General features: G+C 39.9%; 15 protein-coding genes and 1 pseudogene. 1 reads left to right on the forward strand and 15 read right to left on the reverse strand.

Annotation, left to right across the window (positions count from 1 at the left end; all coding sequences use genetic code 11):
- Positions 1-8 precede the first annotated feature (8 nt).
- A complete protein-coding gene (locus SP4011_RS07865) occupies positions 9-2,459 on the reverse strand; it encodes a bifunctional DnaQ family exonuclease/ATP-dependent helicase (protein WP_338618657.1) in 2,451 nt (816 codons plus the stop codon).
- 199 nt (positions 2,460-2,658) lie between these two features.
- Complete coding sequence (locus tag SP4011_RS07870) at positions 2,659-3,588, reverse strand: peptidase U32 family protein (protein WP_000411189.1); 930 nt, start codon at positions 3,586-3,588, stop codon at positions 2,659-2,661.
- Positions 3,589-3,727: 139 nt separating this feature from the next.
- Here SP4011_RS07870 and SP4011_RS07875 point away from each other — a divergent pair, with 139 nt between their 5' ends.
- Entirely contained in the window at positions 3,728-4,015 is a 288-nt protein-coding gene (locus SP4011_RS07875; protein ID WP_338618659.1) for a DUF3270 domain-containing protein, read from the forward strand.
- A 28-nt stretch (positions 4,016-4,043) separates the two neighbouring features.
- On the opposite strand, the gene ciaH is transcribed toward SP4011_RS07875, so the two are convergent.
- The 13 genes and pseudogenes from ciaH to SP4011_RS07940 form a co-directional block, all read right to left on the reverse strand.
- A complete protein-coding gene (ciaH, locus tag SP4011_RS07880; protein WP_338618660.1) occupies positions 4,044-5,378 on the reverse strand; it encodes a two-component system sensor histidine kinase CiaH in 1,335 nt (444 codons plus the stop codon).
- A complete protein-coding gene (ciaR, locus tag SP4011_RS07885; RefSeq protein WP_000590639.1) occupies positions 5,368-6,042 on the reverse strand; it encodes a two-component system response regulator CiaR in 675 nt (224 codons plus the stop codon). The genes ciaH and ciaR overlap by 11 nt, the downstream gene beginning before the upstream one ends.
- Positions 6,043-6,150: 108 nt before the next feature.
- On the reverse strand, positions 6,151-8,697 hold the full coding sequence (locus SP4011_RS07890) for a M1 family metallopeptidase (RefSeq protein ID WP_338618662.1): 2,547 nt from the start codon (positions 8,695-8,697) through the stop codon (positions 6,151-6,153).
- A 122-nt stretch (positions 8,698-8,819) separates the two neighbouring features.
- The gene (locus SP4011_RS07895) at positions 8,820-9,260 is read right to left on the reverse strand and encodes an ASCH domain-containing protein (RefSeq protein WP_338618663.1); all 441 of its coding nucleotides are present in this window, start codon (positions 9,258-9,260) and stop codon (positions 8,820-8,822) included.
- A pseudogene (locus SP4011_RS07900) lies at positions 9,202-10,105 on the reverse strand (putative PEP-binding protein). The gene SP4011_RS07895 and the pseudogene SP4011_RS07900 overlap by 59 nt, the downstream one beginning before the upstream one ends.
- A complete protein-coding gene (locus tag SP4011_RS07905) occupies positions 10,083-10,583 on the reverse strand; it encodes an NUDIX hydrolase (protein WP_338618664.1) in 501 nt (166 codons plus the stop codon). Before SP4011_RS07905 ends, SP4011_RS07900 begins: the two are co-directional and overlap by 23 nt.
- Before the next feature lie 10 nt (positions 10,584-10,593).
- On the reverse strand, positions 10,594-11,292 hold the full coding sequence (locus tag SP4011_RS07910; RefSeq protein WP_049511749.1) for a 3-oxoacyl-ACP reductase: 699 nt from the start codon (positions 11,290-11,292) through the stop codon (positions 10,594-10,596).
- Positions 11,285-11,521 (reverse strand): DUF2829 domain-containing protein, encoded by a 237-nt coding sequence (locus SP4011_RS07915; RefSeq protein ID WP_000141913.1) that lies wholly within the window; start codon positions 11,519-11,521, stop codon positions 11,285-11,287. The genes SP4011_RS07910 and SP4011_RS07915 overlap by 8 nt, the downstream gene beginning before the upstream one ends.
- Positions 11,522-11,620: 99 nt before the next feature.
- Positions 11,621-12,547 (reverse strand): aldo/keto reductase, encoded by a 927-nt coding sequence (locus SP4011_RS07920; RefSeq protein ID WP_338618668.1) that lies wholly within the window; start codon positions 12,545-12,547, stop codon positions 11,621-11,623.
- Positions 12,548-12,621: 74 nt separating this feature from the next.
- Positions 12,622-13,437: a hypothetical protein gene (locus SP4011_RS07925; RefSeq protein ID WP_338618669.1), complete on the reverse strand. Its 816-nt coding sequence runs from the start codon at positions 13,435-13,437 to the stop codon at positions 12,622-12,624.
- A 3-nt stretch (positions 13,438-13,440) separates the two neighbouring features.
- Positions 13,441-13,761 carry a PadR family transcriptional regulator gene (locus SP4011_RS07930; RefSeq protein ID WP_338618670.1) on the reverse strand — a complete coding sequence of 107 codons (321 nt, stop codon included), beginning with the start codon at positions 13,759-13,761 and terminating at the stop codon, positions 13,441-13,443.
- Between the two features lie 284 nt (positions 13,762-14,045).
- Positions 14,046-16,043: a methionine--tRNA ligase gene (gene metG / locus SP4011_RS07935; RefSeq protein WP_338618671.1), complete on the reverse strand. Its 1,998-nt coding sequence runs from the start codon at positions 16,041-16,043 to the stop codon at positions 14,046-14,048.
- A gap of 123 nt (positions 16,044-16,166) precedes the next feature.
- Positions 16,167-17,426, reverse strand: coding sequence for an ABC transporter permease (locus SP4011_RS07940; RefSeq protein ID WP_338618672.1), 1,260 nt, complete (start codon positions 17,424-17,426; stop codon positions 16,167-16,169).
- Position 17,427 lies beyond the last annotated feature (1 nt).

Genomic DNA, 17,427 nt, shown 5'->3' on the forward strand with positions numbered 1-17,427 from the left:
ACTATTTATCAAAGCTCATTTAAAAATCTATCAATAGCCTCATTAACTTCGGATCGAGAGACGGTTTTAACGGTCGCTTCTTTTGCTAGAGAAGTCACAATTTGTTTGCCATATCGCTTTCCGACAATTCTCCTATCCAAAATAAGAGTTAAGGAACGTTGGTGTTCACGTCTCATACTTCTTCCCAAAGCCTGTTTTAAACGAATAATGGCCATTGGCAACTGATAATCATAAAAGGCATTTTTCCCTTCTTGATTCAGTTCCTGATTAATCTTTTTCGTCAAGGGCTCTTGAGGATTTTGGAAAGGAAGTCTTGGTACAACTTGAATCACAAAAGGATGACTTGAAAAATCAACTCCCTCCCAGAAACTTGCTGCACCAAGCAGGATTTGTTGTTCACCTTTTTCAAAGCGTTTCTTAAGCTGATGAACATCCCCATTTTTATACTGAGCCAAGTGGCTAACTGGAAGTAAATCCGATACTGCTAGAAGCATGTCTTTAGCAGTAAAGAGAACTAAAATCGGTTGCTGGAAAGCTTGAATTTCCACTAGTAAAGCAGCTACCTCTTTGGCATAAACTTCTAAGGAGGTTTCTGTTACCAAGGGGAAATCTTTGACCAAGACCACTTCTTGATCCTGTTTTTTACCAGCTTCAACCTTGACAAATTTAGCTTCAGGATAACCCAAAAGGTCTGCCAAAGAAACTCTCTGACTAATCTCAAGAGTAGCCGACACTCCCAAGACTTGACATGAATTAGGTATTAAAGAAGATAGAAGAATACGTCCTGATTTTGTAGAAGAAATCTGAATTTTCTTTCGACTCGTTTCAGTTGCTTCAAGCCAGTAATCTCGGTCAGCTGTAAAATAGCGGACCAGTTCCCCAAAGCCTTCTACTTCTAATTCTGAAAAATACTGGTGGAGATTGGCAAGAGAATCTAAGATATTTTTCTTAGATTTTCCAGACTGAAATTGTTCTATCAAGTAGATAAACTCAAAGCGAATACTTTCTAGTATTCGTTGTTGAATCCTGTTTTGTTCTTCTACTAAAGCCTTATCAACTAAAGCAATAATAGACTGGATATCGTAGGTCTCTTGAAGCAGATTTTCTAGAGCCAACAAAACTTTTTGGACTTCATCAATAATCAATAAACGGTCGCTGACAAATTCAGGATTATCTTCAAGTCTGGTTACAAGATAGGCATGATTGGTCACTAAAAGCTTACAGGACTTTGCCCTTTCTTGACTACGTTTCCAGAAATCTTCCGTCACAAATAAGCTTTTAGAAGACAAATTTCCATCATGACGAAGATCTGTCAGAAAATGTTGGTAACGGTAGAGTTGACCAATCTCATCCAAATCTCCTGTCTCTGTCTCTGTCAACCAAACCAAGAGTTGCATTTTAAAGCGTCTAAATAAGCGATTTTCATCATTTTCCTGCAAGGAATGATAAAAAGCATCCAACTTCAGATAATTGTGTGGTCCCTTTAAACTATGAATATCTATATGGAACACTTCCTTGAGACGTTTACCCTCTTCTTCCATGATTTGATTTTGAAGAATCTTTGTCGGAACGCTAAGGACAATCTGACGATTTTCCACTTGGGACAAAGCGGGTAAGAGATAGCCATAGGTTTTCCCAATCCCTGTCGGTGCTTGAATCAGAGATACAGGCTCCTCCTTCAATAGCAAGCCGACCTCTTTAGCAAAACGTTCCTGCTCCTCCCTCACTTCAAGGTTCAACAGAGAAATATTCTTAGAAAAATCTTGGGATAGTTTTCGTGGCTCCAGGGGGGCTCCAGTTTTCTTGAAATACAGTTCTTGAACTTCGATCAAGTCCGGAGAACTCAGGATAGATTGGCTGCGATAAATTTCTTCAATAACCAGGTAGGACTCATATAAGAGGGCGTCAGCCATTTCCAGCAAGCGTTCCAAGAGTCCTTTAGGAAGTTGGGCCATCTTTTCCCGTAAAAACAAGAGTAATTCTGCTGTAGCTTGAGCATCTGAAAGGGCTGTGTGAGCATGTTTTAGAGGAATTCCTAATTCTCGACACAAAATCGGCAAACTATATTTTTCCAGTTCTGGGAAAAAGACTTGGGCCAATTCGACCGTATCAACACGAGGATTTCTTAGTTCATAGCCTTCAAAAAATAAATTTTCCGCCAAAAGATTGGCATCAAACTGAACATTGTGGGCTACAAAAATCCCATCCTCCACCAAGTCAAAGATTTTTCTGGCAACTTGCGAAAAATCAGGCGCTTGCGCCAGACGTTGATCAGTCAGTCCTGTCAGTTCTTTGATATGAGCATCCAAGGGTTCATGTGGATTGACATCCGTCGTATAGTGATCAACGATTTTTCCGTCCTCAATCACGACAATTCCCACTTGGATAATTTTAGCCTTACTACCTGTGCTAGTTGCCTCTAAATCCACCACAACATAGCGATTACCAATCGTTTTCATTATAAAAAATTATACCAAAAAAAGGGCCATTTGGCACCTGCAAACATGGGATAATTTTCAAACTCAAGAAGGTTACTTGTATTAAAAATCCCAGCAAACAGAGCATCCTAGCCTACTTATTTTTTTGAAATTATTGGAGAATAAGAAAAATTGAGAGAAGAAATGTTTGCATCTTCCTTCTCTCAACGAATCATTTACTTTATTTAACCATGTCAGGATCGTAGTCATAAAATCCTGTATCAAGAAAACGGTTTTTAGGGTGTAACTTGCGTACTTCCTCATCCAGCAAGAAGGCTTGGTCATGGCTAAAGTTGCCCTCTTGGATCAAGCTACGGGCTTGGATAAAGAGTTTTGCAATCTCAACAAAGTTCTGACCTGGAGTGTAGAGCCCTTCTAGTTTCCAGTGAGTGAAACCATGCTCCACCAATTCTGTCAATTTGGTCATCAAATCAAGGTCATTGTTGGCAAAGATGTGGGTACCATGATTATCTTCAAAAATGGAATAGTGGCTCTCTGGGTCACTTGGCTCAGCCAAGAAAAGGTCACGCTTGCGGGTCTTTTCATCATCGATATGCGTAAAGTTATAGTAGTTTTGCAAGAGCGGACGTTTAGAATGATGGATGACACTGGCACCGTAAACCAAAACTTCAGCAGGAATTTCCAAAATCTCTGGCATTTTGAAAAGTTCAGCTGATGGAATTTCACGCGCCAAAACAGCCTCAGAGGCGCCAGCCTTTTGTCCCCAGAAGTTAATCTGGCGACTGCTTGTTACCATAGTTGAGGCATCGTAGATGGTTTTAAAGGAATAACCATCGCGGTTGACTACGTAAAAAACACCTGCATCCCCAATCGTAATGTAATCGGTCTTGATTTCTTCCAAGAAATCGAGGAAAGGCTTGATACGGTCCATCATATCTTGGTGCATGAGGGCATTGACCGCAACAATCAATTCCTTACCAGCATCATGAACCAGCTTAGCGATTTCACGCAATTGGTCATGACTAAAGGTTGTTGGTAGACGAAGGCCAAAATCTTTCTCACCGACATATATACGGTCTACGCCAGCTTCGAGCAGTTGTTTAACTTGTTCAATACTTTCAGCAGTTGCTGTAATAATAATCTTTTCCATAAGGAAAATTATACCACAATTCTCAAAAATCAGCCATTCTTTGAAAATGAAAAGGGACTTTATTCTTTTTGTAACCTTTCTGTAATAATTCTCTGCTGAAAAAATGATAAAATAGGTATGTACTGTTAAGGAGAGAATCATGCCCGTAAGAAAATTACAATCCTATGAGGTAGACTATCAAGAAGAATTAAACCAGCAACTTCCTCATTATCAAGCTTATACACCTGAAGCACAAGCTGATAGCAATCTCAAAGAAATTTTATTTTTTATCAATATCGCTGTTTTTTGTATCTGCATTGCCATCTTTAGTTTTATCTTTTTATCACTAAAATTAACAACTGTGCTCGCCTTACCTGCAGCAATAGTATCCAGCTTACTTGTTTTAAAAGTCCAACGCTCTCTTATCAAACGAAAACTTAAAAAATAAACATATCGCCCCATCCGGAGCGATATGTTTATTTTTTCTTTTTAGATGGTGTGTGGATGGCAATCTTCACTTCAAAGATTGTTCCCTTGGGTTTATTATCTTTAACAGTAATGGTTCCTTTTAAGGCATCTACAATTTGCTTGGCTAGGGATAATCCTAAACCAAAACCACCTTTTTGACGAGTTCTAGCCTTGTCCACTCGATAAAAACGATCAAAAATTTTCTTCTTATCTTTTGTGGAAATACCGACTCCATTATCAGAAACAAGTAAATACAGATTGCGATCAGTCGCCGAGATAAGAAAATCGATTTCCCCATCCTCTTCAGTATACTTAACTGCATTATCAAATAGAATGGTCATCAGTTGTTTCAGAAGAAGCTGATCTGTGACAATCGGACGATGGATACGATTTTCAAAACGGAAGACACGATCATTTTCCGAAGCAATCATCTCATAGTTTGTAAAAGTCGTATTGAAAAAGCTAGTTGGAACTTCTGCAAGTTCCGGCTTAATCCCATCATCTCTACGAGCTAAGTTCAGCAAGTTTGTCGTCAAAAAACGCATATTTCGGACCTCTTCCAAACTCGATGCAATGCTTTCACTCACATCCATAATGGTAGCTTCTGGCTTACGAAAAAGGGTCTCTAAGCGATTTTGCAAAACTGCGAGTGGAGTTCGTAACTCATGACTGGCATTTTCCACAAAGGACTGTTGCTTCTGCATGCTCTCAAGCAGGGGCCTAACACTGACCCTAGCTAGATAGAGACTTGCAAGTAAAGATACAATCCAGAAACTTGCCATCACAATCACAATCAATTTCTCGTGCTTTTGACTGGCCTGCTCCAACTGACTGGTATTAATCAAGATAGCTGCATACTTGATATTGGTTGAAACCGAACTGATATTCGTTTCCATCAAGATCATGCGATAGGTTTCTTCTTGTCCATAGCTATTAAAAACCTGAATCTGATAGATATGGCCTAGTTCTTTTTTCTCTAACTTAATCTTATCCAATCCCAAAAATCGATTTCCAGAAAGGAGCTGTGTAAAATTCTTATCAAAAAGAATAACCTCCGTATTGGAACTGACATTGGGTTTTATCTCAGTCTTACTAGTATCTGTAGCGGCATTCTCTAAATCTTTAATCTCTTCTGTTGCCCTATTTACAGCAAGCTGAATAACTGCCTGAGGATTTTCACTTAGTCCGTGGAGCTTATCATCCACCGAAGTATAGAGACTCGAATGCATGACTTGCAAAATAATCAGAGTCATGGTAGAGAAAATCAGAGTGAATACACCAAAGTTACGGATAAAATAACTAAAGTCATCTGCATACCATGTTTTTTTTAGTTTACTGAACATCTTTTAAAATATACCCAACACTGCGCAAGGTTTGCAAATTCTCTGCAAAAGTGGTTCCTTTTAATTTCTTACGGACTTTTGAAACATAGACTTCGACAACCGAAATCGTTGTATCACTATCAAATCCCCATAGACGATCAAAAATCTGAGTCTTAGGCAAAATAACATTTTGATTTTGAAGGAAATAGACTAATAAATCAAACTCTTTCCCCAGCAATTCGACAGGAGTATCTTCGACTTTAACGGTATTGGTTGACAAATTAACCACAATATTTCCATAAGTCAAGGTGTTTTCATTAAACTTGCCTGAACGTTTGAGAAGGGCTTGAATCCTCATTTTGAGTTCTTCTAGGTAGAAAGGTTTAGTCAGATAATCATCCGCTCCCAGTTCAAATCCATGTCCCTTGTCATCCAAACTTTCCTTGGCAGTCATGATCAGAACTGGAGTCGTAATTCCCTTTTCACGCAATTCTTTCAAGACTTGGAAACCATTTTTTTCTGGCAACATCAAATCTAGCAAAATCAAATCATAGACGCCACTTTCAGCTTCGTAAAGACCTTCTTCCCCATCAAATACCTGCATGACATCCGCAAAATCGTCTAAAAAGTCAAATACTGAATTTGACAGGCCTAGGTCATCCTCAACTAATAAGATTTTTATCATGAGAAACTCCTCCTTATTAAAACCATTATACCAAATTTGCCTTAAAAAAAACTCAACTCTCTACATTTTACATGAGAAAGCTGAGTTTTCTTTTTATTTTAGGCTTATTTATGCGTTTCCGTATTGAAGAACGACTACTTCCACTGCAGTTTTTTCACGGTTAATCAAGTCAACACGCGCTGCAATTTCCTTGATTCCCATACCGATGTTACGGCTAAGAGCAAGGTCAGAAAGTTGCGGTTCAAAGAATTCCTTGTACTCTGCCAAGCGTTGCTGAGTCTTAAATACGTGAGCAGGAAGGATAACAAAGCTATCAAAGCTCATATCTCCACCAAGAGCTGCCTTAATCCAAGCCCAGTTTTCACGAGCCCAAGACCAAGCTGTTTCCTGAGTTGCTTGATGAGCTAGGAATTGGTAATACCAAGCAGACAAGTCTTGTGGTTTAACCACAAATTTGTCCTTCCATGAGCTAATCAAGGTTTGGATATTATTCGCATCTGTACTGTAGGCGAGAGCTGCTGCCAACTGGCGTTTAAAGACAGCATCTGTTGCGTGAGTATAAGTATCAAGATAAAGTGCTAACAAGTCTTTAGTCTCATGATGTTTCATCTCATTAATCAGAACTTGTGAGCGAATAGCTGCTGGAAGTCCGGCAAGATTCTCCTTGTGAGCCTCGAAGATTTGGCTAGCGGCTTGGCTAGCTTCTGCATCATTTGAGCGAATCATCATAGAAACAGCCAATTGACGAACCAATTCATCCTCATCTGATTCGCCATCTTTAGCTTCAAAACCAAGACGGTCATAGTTGTGACGAGCCAATTTAGCAACCAAGGCTTTGAAGGCTCTTTCAGCTTCAGTTCCTTCATCGATAAAGCGCTCAAGGGCAGAAATGACTTCAGAAACAGCTGAAACGACAAGGTAAGATTCTTCCTTAGCAAGTTTATCAAGAACTGGGAGCAAGTCAGCATAAGAAATGTGCCCTGACTCAGCAAGCAAACGACGTTCTTGGACTATTTGCAATTTGCTTGTGTTATCAAGATCAACTAGGTCAGCAAGAACAGCATCTAACAAGTCTCCTTGATAGTCTGTAATGTAGTGGGCTGTATTTTCAGTGTTGAGACGAAGTGCTGTTTTGTTTTCAGCAAGAAGAGCTGCGTAGCCTGGAATTTCGATGCTTTCAGTTTCAAGTGTATCAGGCAAACCTTTCCAGTTGCTATTGAGTGGCACTACCCAGAGACGGTTCTTATCTTCGTGTTCACCGATAAAGAATTGTTTTTGTGAAATCTTCAAGACATCATTTTCAACTTTGACAGTGAGAACTGGATAACCAGGTTGTTCCAACCAAGAATCCATGAAGGCTGCGACATCACGTCCAGACGCTTGACCAAGAGCATCCCAAAGGTCACGACCAATTGTATTTCTGTACTGATGTTTTTCAAAGTAGGCATGCAAACCTTTGGCAAAATCGGCATCACCTAGCCAACGACGAAGCATGTGCATGAGGCGACTTCCTTTGGCATAGACGATAGCTCCGTCAAAGAGCGTATTGATTTCATCTGGATGTTTAACTTCGACGTGGACAGACTGAACACCATCAGTCGCATCGCGTTCAAGAGCGTGAGGCACTCCACCTGTTTGGAAATCTTCAAAGATATTCCAGCTTGGTTCAATAGCATCCACACAGACGTACTCCATCATGTTAGCAAAGCTTTCATTGAGCCAAAGGTCATCCCACCATTTCATAGTAACAAGGTTACCAAACCACTGGTGAGCCAATTCATGGGCCACAACAAGGGCAACTTGTTGACGGCTAGCAAATGTTGAGTTCTCATCCACAACCAAGTAAACTTCACGGTAGGTCACAAGACCCCAGTTTTCCATAGCACCAGCTGAGAAGTCAGGGAGGGCGATATGTAGAGATTGAGGAATTGGGTACTTAACTCCATAGTAATCTTCGTAAAACTCGATAGAGCGAACAGCGATATCCAGTGAGAAATCAAGGTTTGATAGTGGATGAGCTTTGGTTGAATAAACACCGACGAGAGTACCGTTTTTAGTTTTAGCCGTCACACCTTGCAAATCACCCGCAACAAAGGCTAACAAGTAAGAAGACATACGAGGTGTTGTCTCAAACTTCCAGATACCTGTTTCCTTACGGTTTTCAACTTCGATTTCTGGCATATTAGACAAGGCCAATTCACCTTCCGCTTGGTCAAAACGTAGAGAGAGATCAAAAGTTGCTTTGGCTTCTGGCTCATCCACACATGGGAAGGCTTCGCGCGCAAAATGGCTCTCAAATTGAGTAGACAAGACTTCCTTCTTGACTCCATCAACTGTGTAGTAAGATGGGTAAATACCTGTCATGTTGTCTGTAATTTTTCCTGAGAAAGCGATAACCACTTCAACTTGACCTGGTTCCGCAAGTTCAATATGAAGGGCTTCATTGTCATGGTCAACTGTAAATGGACGAGCTTGACCTGCAACTTCTACAGAAGCGATTTCCAAGTCTTTTTGGTGGAGGGAGATGCGTTCACTCTGTGCTTGACCAGTGATGGTCACCTTCCCAGAAAACGTCTTGGTCTCACGACTCAAGTCTAAAAATAAATCATAGTGTTCAGGAACAAATTGCTTAATAAAATGTTCAACAGCTTGCATAGTTTTCTCCTATTCTAAGTTTAAGAGCTGCTGCTCTTCTTCAAACAAACTTATTATAACATGTTTTGCTCAAGAAAAAAGGATTGGACGGCGATTTCTAAAACTTTCTTCCGTCTAGCAGTCTACAGAGGGTAGACCTTGCGAAATTCTTCTAAAACAACCTTGCTTTCAGGTGTAAAAGTCATTCCTGCTTCCCTCATACACTCCGTAAAAAAGTCTTCATGAACCTGACGCCAATAGGCTAAAGATTTGTCTCCCTCACCTTCCTTGTAGGCATGGTCAGCTGACACTCGATTGAAGGGCTGGACAGAAACCTTTGTAATTTCGACAATGCAGACAGCCTGATTTTGACTATCTAAAATGACATCGAAGGTCCCTTCTTGCGGAAGGGGGTCATCTTCTAGTGCATAGAGGTCGTAGGCTGAAGCTGTTGCCGTCTTTTCTCCTTTTAAAACCAAATCTGCCAAGAGATCGGCTTCCACTCCAAAAGCCCAAGCATCGATTTCATATCCAATCGAAGGATTGATTTTCTTGTAGGCATTCCACATTTCTTGCGGTGTCATAGGTATCTCCTTTGTAATTTTTTACTTTCTTCTTTTATGTGTTTAAGATGATCTGGATGGTCAATTTCTAAATCAAAAATATCTGGAATAGAGCTGTAATGGAGAATGCATTCGATATCCATCTGATTCATTTTTTGTATAAAAGAAGTATTCAGATAGCCTGCTACAGCAAAATCAATCTTGTTCTTCCTTGCTTTATCCTGCATATCTCTTAGCATATCTAACATTATTGGACTTTCCATATCATGCCATTGACTGTTTCTCACAGTCGCAAAAATAAAAGAAGTCAAATCATTCATTCCAACTACAATCTTTGAAATGCCCGTTTCCAGTATCCTATTCAAGTCAAAATATGCTGACGGTAATTCAATCATCGTGCCAACTTTCCCAGTAAAACCCTGCTGACGCAATACTGTAATAGCTTGCTTTAACTGCTCAGCATCATTGACAAAAGGAAAGATAACAGACAGATTGGGATTGATTTGATAAACTTCTGTAACGACATGTGCTTCAGCCTGAAATTCATCCAGACACGCCAGTAAACGCCTAGTCCCTCTATAACCAAACAAAGGATGGCGTTCATCAAAATACTCTTTAGTCCCCTTTAGACAATTAGCTTCTGTATTCGTTAATTCAGAAAAACGATACCAAACTTCTTCATCTGAGTACAGGGAGCAGATAGTCTCTAGATAATCATTTACAAATTGCTGACAACTTGATAATAGGATGTTTTGATTAAGCTCTCTCAACAAGTATTCCCCACGAATCATTCCAATGTGGTGAAATAGTTGTGGGTAAACTTTTTCATCAAGTTTTTCGCCACTAAGGGCAAGTTGGTTTCTCATCATTCACCTTCCAATTCATGTAAGAAGTCTTATCCAGTTCTGGAAATCCTAATAATTCAGACTTAACCTTCAAGACTAATGGCGATGCATTTTCTTCTGTAATCTCTTGAATATCTATCCAAATATATCCAAGTGAATCATTCGCACCATCAGACACAGCTTCCGAAATCGTAACTTGAGGTGCACTCTCATTCATTTCAACATCATACAAGGCCATGACATGGTGAATCATAAAGTTTTTTAACTCTTCCCTGACGAAAACATCGTAGATTCGAGGATTAGAGTAGTTTCTAACAGTAAATCCCGTCTCTTCCATAACTTCTCTAGTCAGCGTTTCCGTCAGTCCTTCACCAAGTTGCTGACTGCCTCCAGGTAGATCATACCGATGTTGATAAGGGCCTCTCGTTTTTTCAATGCAGAGTAACTTCCCATTTTCTAAGCAAACAGCGTAGACTCCAAAGTGATTTTTGATTTCCATCCAAATCCTCCTATTTCAAAGACCAGCCGCCATCTATTGTCAAGATTTGTCCCTGCATGGCAGATGCCTTTCCACTGGCCAAAAAGAGACTGACTTCTGCCACTTCCTCTGGTTTAATCCAGCGCTTGATTGGTGTTTCACTAGCAACCCAGTCAGCTAAGCCGCCTGGCTCAAAATCCGCAGCGGTCATAGCCGTCTTGACTGCTCCCGGAGCGATACCAAAGACCTGAATCCCAGCCTCAGCATAGTCTAAAGCCAACTGCTTAGTAAAGCCAGCCAAAGCATGCTTAGAGGAAGTATAGGCGTGACCACCTCCACCTGCTAGGCTAGAAGCAATAGAACACATATTGATGATGATTCCCTTTTTATTTTCCAGCATTTGTGTCAAATAATAGCGAGTCAACTCAACAGGAGTCACATAGTTAATTTCAAAAATCTCTTGAATTTCCTGGGCTGATTGTTCCAATAGGGGTTTATAAGCATCCAACACTCCAGCAGTATTGCACAAAATATCTACCTGAGGACACCAGTCAAAAATTGGCTCCAAGTCCAAGGTTAAATCTCTCTGTAAAAAGTGAAAATCACCCTCTAAGAGTGGATTTTTATCTTGGTCAACTCCATAAACTTGATAACCATTTTCTAAAAAGAGTCGAGCCTGAGCCAGACCAATGCCTGAACTCACTCCTGTAATGAGTACACGCTTAGTCATGCACTTCTACCCAATCCGTCGCCAAAACATCACAAGGTGTCGGGCTCCACATGGAAAATCCTTCTCCTTCGCCAGAAACGTTAATCAAAAAATAAGGAGTTACCTCTAAAGCCACACCATTTTGCTCGATGGTATCAAAGAGTTGGACATAGTTTTCAGCACCTCCCCAACCAGTACGTACATATTTTTTCTTAGCCTTTAACCCAGGTAGAATTTCTTCAAATGTCATGTTTATCTCCTTTAATATCAATAATTCTTCCCTTCATTATAACAAAAAAACCGCTTTAAAACGGCTTTTTGACTGTGATTTATTTACATCTGCTTCTACTTACGGCAAATTATTCCCTGCAGCAAGATAAATTTCATACCATTCTTTTCTTGTTAAATTAAAGTTTGTCGCTTGGCTAGCTTCTATCAAATGCTTAGGATTGGTTGTACCTACGACTGACTGCATTTTTGCTGGATAACGCAATATCCAAGAAATGGCAATAGTTGAAGGAGTTACTCCATATTTAATAGCTAAACGATCAAGTACTTGATTTAAAGCTTGAAATTTCTCATTTCCAACAAAATTCCCTTTAAAATATCCGAACTGCAAGACTGACCAGGCCTGAATAACCATATCGTTTAATTTGCAGTATTCAAAGACGCTTCCATCACGCAAAGCTGCCTTGTTGCCTTCCATATTAACATGAAATCCTGCTTCAAAACCAGGTGTGAAAGCTGCACTTAATTGTAATTGATTGATAGATAGAGGTTGTTTGACTTCTTTCTTCAGCAATTCCATCATCATGGGATTTTGGTTGGACACACCAAAGTCTCGAACTTTACCTGATTTTTGTAGAATTTCAAATGCTTGAGCCACTTGATCAGATTCCATCAAAGCATCTGGTCGATGAAGAAGCAAGCTATCTAAATAATCAACCTGCAATCTTTCTAAAATCCCATCAACTGATTGTAATATATACTCTTTTGAAAAATCAAAATAGGTAAATTCTTCTATGCGAATACCACATTTTGACTGAATCCACATCTTTTCTCTTAAATCTGGACGATTTTTTAGGACAAGACCTAACAGTTCTTCACAACGACCACGACCATATATATCAGCCGAGTCGAAAGCATTGATTCCAACAGAAAGTGCTGTTTCTACAAGCTCTTCAACTTCTTTTACAGACTTATCTTTGATTCTCATCATTCCGAGAACAATTTCTGATAATTCTTTGTCATCTTGACCAAGAGTTATGTATCTCATCAAATTTTTCTCCTTAAATTTCTAACATTCTTCCCTTCATTATAACAAAAAACCGCTTTGCAACGGCTTTTTGACTATATTTCACTCCATTTTATCTTCTTAAACCCACGGAACAAGAGAAAAATGCCAATAAAAAGAACAGCTAAAGGAATGAATTTTGTAAGGAAAACATTTGAAATGCCCATCCACGCATAATAACGGAGCAGAGACCCTACCACAAGATGGGCAACAATCATACTGACAAAGGGACGAAAGACCGCTTCTTTCCAATTCCAAATACTGATGACTAGAGAAAGCGTAAAGACAAGGAAACTATCCCAGGGAGCAGGAAGATAAAAGGCTCCTTCTTGTATGAAGCTTGCCATTCCTACATACCCCAGAACAACTAGAAGGACAAGAATCCCAACGACAATATAAGTGCCAATTTTCATCTTAGGAGAATCTTGAACTAAACCCCAACGTAAGATTGTAGCCACAAGTCCAAATCCAATCAGAAAAAGAAGAAGTTGCCCTAAAAATGTGAGCAAATTGACTGTTAAGAGAGGACCTTTAGAAAAATCACCCAGTAGATGATAGTAACGTAATATCGCTAGGACAAAAATTGGTGTCAAAAGGGACTCCTTGATAGAACTGCGTGGTGCTTCCTTGAGAATCTCTTTCATTATTTTTTTAGGATTCTTACCTAGATAATCCTCTGCACTCATGCCATCTCGTTCTGCTTCTGAGAAATCTAACATCATCAAATAAATTTGCTCTCTGAGATAGTCCTCATCATAGAGAAATCCAGCAAGATTAAAACTTTCCCACAGCTCCTCAAAATACTGCTGATTGTCCTCAGAAAACTCATGCAACAAATTGTTTGTTTCTTCATAATACTTCATTTTCTTCATGGTTTAACCCCCATTCTTAATCCCTTCTACTTTTTGACTCAAATCGTCCCATTGTTGCCAAAAGACCGAGACACGCTCTTCTCCTTCTTTGGTTAACGAAAAATACTTCCGATCTGGGCCATCTGGCGACGGACGCATGTCGCCTCTTATCCATTGATTTTTTTCTAACTTTTGCAACAAAGGATAAATAGTTCCTGGAACGATAGTATCAAATCCAGCATCTCGCAAAGTCTGAACCAACTCATAACCATATCGCTCTTTTTGAGCAATCATATCCAAGACACAACCTTCAAGAACACCTTTTAATAGTTGAGTTTCTTTCATCACTTCTCCCTTCTAATCTATTTTGTAATACCTACTAGTGGCTTCACCTATAGTATACTACTTTCATACTAGTTTGTAAAGCATATTAGTTACTACTCTTCTAAAATCTCTTCAAATCACGTCAGCGTCGCCTTAGGGTATATATGTGACTGATTTCGTCAGTCTTATCTACAACCTCAAAACAGTGTTTTGAGCAACCTGCGGCTAGTTTCCTAGTTTGCTCTTTGATTTTCATTGAGTATAAATAAAAAAACAGAACTAGCCTGAACTAGTCCTGTCTATTTTTACCCAATCACACTTCCATTTGGTACAGCTGGATCAACTGTGAGAAGGGTTAATTGTCCATCATGTTCAGCTGAGAGGATCATTCCTTGGCTGACATATTTTTTCATCATTTTACGCGGTTTGAGATTGGCAACGATTTGGACTTTCTTGCCGACCAATTCTTGTTCATTTGGATAGTACTTAGCAATCCCTGAGAGAATTTGACGGTCTTGACCATCACCTGCATCTAGGCGGAATTGAAGTAACTTATCAGAACCCTCTACTTTAGAAACTTCTTTGACTTCTGCGACACGAATTTCAACCTTGTCAAAGTCCTCAAACTTGATTTCTTCCTTGTTTAGTTTGAGTTCAACTTCGTCTGGATTCCATTCTTTTTCGACTGCTGGTTTGTTGCCTTCCATTTGTTCTTTGATATAGGCGATTTCTTCTTCCATATCCAAACGTGGGAAGATTGGTGTTCCTTTGGCAACTACTGTTACACCCTCAGGGAAATTAGCCAAACTCAAGTTCTCAAGACTCGCTACTTCTTCCAATCCAAGTTGACTCAAGACTGCACGACTGGTTTCCATCATAAATGGCTCAATCAAGTGAGCTACGACACGAAGGCTGGCTGCCAAGTGGCTCATAACACTTGCCAATTGGTCACGATGCGCTTCATCCTTAGCCAAGACCCATGGAGCAGTCTCGTCAATGTATTTATTAGTACGAGAGATAAGAGTCCATACTGCTTCTAGGGCACGTGGGTAGTCAACTGCTTCCATGTGTGTATGGTATTCAGCGATTGATTCAGCAGCTACTTGAGCAAGAGCATTGTCAAATTCTGTCACACCTTCCACATAGGCTGGAATTTGTCCATCAAAATACTTGTTAATCATGGAAACCGTACGATTGAGGAGGTTGCCAAGGTCATTAGCCAATTCGTAGTTGATACGGCCTACATAGTCTTCAGGAGTGAAGGTTCCGTCTGAACCGACTGGAAGGCTACGCATGAGGTAGTAACGAAGTGGATCTAGTCCATAACGCTCTACCAACATCTCAGGATAAACGACATTCCCTTTTGACTTAGACATTTTGCCGTCTTTCATGACGAACCAACCGTGAGCAATCAAACGATCTGGCAATTTGATATCTAACATCATAAGAAGGATTGGCCAGTAGATTGAGTGGAAACGAAGGATGTCTTTTCCTACCATGTGGAAGACTGTTCCATTCCAGAACTTGTCAAAGTTACCATGTTCGTCTTGACCGTAGCCAAGAGCTGTCGCATAGTTAAGAAGAGCATCAATCCAAACATAGACAACATGCTTAGGATTAGATGGCACTGGCACACCCCATGTAAAGGTTGTACGAGAAACAGCCAAGTCTTCCAAACCTGGCTCGATGAAGTTGCGCAGCATTTCATTCAGACGACCATCTGGAGTGATAAATTCAGGATGGGACTTGAAAAATTCGACCAAACGATCTTGGTATTTGCTGAGGCGAAGAAAGTATGATTCTTCAGATACCCATTCAACCTCGTGACCTGATGGAGCAATACCACCAGTTACCTTTCCAGCTTCATCACGGAAAACTTCCGCAAGCTGGCTTTCTGTAAAGAATTCCTCATCTGAAACTGAATACCAACCAGAGTATTCACCTAGGTAAATATCATCTTGGGCAAGCAAGCGTTCAAAGACCTGTGCGACTACTTTTTCGTGGTAGTCATCCGTTGTACGGATAAATTTATCGTATGAAATATTTAGTAATTGCCAGAGTTCTTTAACTCCAACTGCCATTCCATCAACATAGGCTTGTGGTGTAATGCCAGCTTCTTCCGATTTTTGTTGAATCTTTTGACCATGCTCATCAAGACCTGTCAGATAAAAGACATCGTAGCCCATTAGGCGTTTGTAACGGGCTAGGACATCACAGGCGATGGTTGTGTAGGCAGAACCGATATGAAGTTTCCCAGATGGATAGTAAATCGGCGTTGTAATATAAAAATTCTTTTCAGACATAATTTTTCCTTTCCAGGCAAATGAAACCTGTTTTTCTAACACTTCATTATATCACATTTTTAAGGATTTTCGATAGGGAAATCTATACAAAAACAAGATAGACAAGCGTCCATCTTGTTGATCTTATTCATATCGAAGGGCTTCGATTGGATCCAGTTTCGATGCCTTGTTGGCTGGCAAGACTCCAAAAACGATACCCACACTAGCCGAAACTGCAAGACTAAATAGGGCAACTGGAATTGATACTCCAACTTCTATACCCGCAATCAAACCTTGCAGTAACAAACCTGCTAAGGCAGTTAAACCACTTGCAATTGTCAAGCCAATCAAGCCACCTAACAAGGTCAAAATCATGGATTCAATCAAAAACTGAATTAAAATATTGGCACGAGTTGCACCCAAAGCCTTACGGAGACCAATCTCACGGGTACGCTCTGTAACAGAAACCAGCATAATGTTCATAACACCAGTCCCTCCAACAAAAAGTGAAATTCCTGCAATGGCACTGATAATCGTCGTCATAAAACTAAACGATTGTTGAACTTCTGCAAATGCGGCGGACTCATCTGCTACTTGATATTCTCCCTGTTGCAAGCCAGCAAGCTCTGTCATTTTTCGTGCTAATTCTGGACCCAGAGTTTGAGTCAAGCTTGTGTCATTCACTCGAAAGACAATATTAGCTATTTCATCTACATTAAAATTCGCAGCAAGGGAGATATTTGTGGTAATAGGTAAGCCACCAAAACCATATATTTTTGAATTTTTAGATTCTGGGCTAGTATAAACACCAATGACTCGATAACTAAAATCATTAACTTCTACAACCTTGTTAATAGCCTCTTGAGGAGATCCAAATAGACTAATGGATAATTCTTCATCAAGCAAAATGACACTTGCAAATTCTTTGAAATCTTGTTCTCTCAGACTACGTCCTGCAAGAATTTCATTATTAACAGCCTCCATATAAGTTCTGTTTCCACCTGTCAAATTGGCATTTTCAACCTTTTTATCTTTATAAGTCAAGATGGCGTTCGTTGAGTTGGTTACATAGTAATTATCCACTCCCTTGAGTTTGGCTGCCTCCTTGACCCAAGATTCTTGCGGTTTTGGTGGTTCAACATGAACTTCCTCTTCTTTTCCAGAAACCGTAAAAGCTGATTGTTTCTGAGTAAAAGACCCATCTTTACTTTTTTTAGAAGAGAAAAAGACACTGATATTTTTCTGAGATCTGGTCATGTTTTTATTGAGATAGCGAGACATGGAATCACCCAGAGCCATAATCACAACAACCGATGAAACACCGATAATAATCCCAATCATGGTAAGCAAAGAACGCATCTTGTGAGCCATAATAGATGAAAAGGCAAATTTCAGATTCTGCATC

It is taken from the genome of Streptococcus parapneumoniae (genome assembly GCF_037076355.1).
Classification (GTDB): domain Bacteria; phylum Bacillota; class Bacilli; order Lactobacillales; family Streptococcaceae; genus Streptococcus; species Streptococcus parapneumoniae.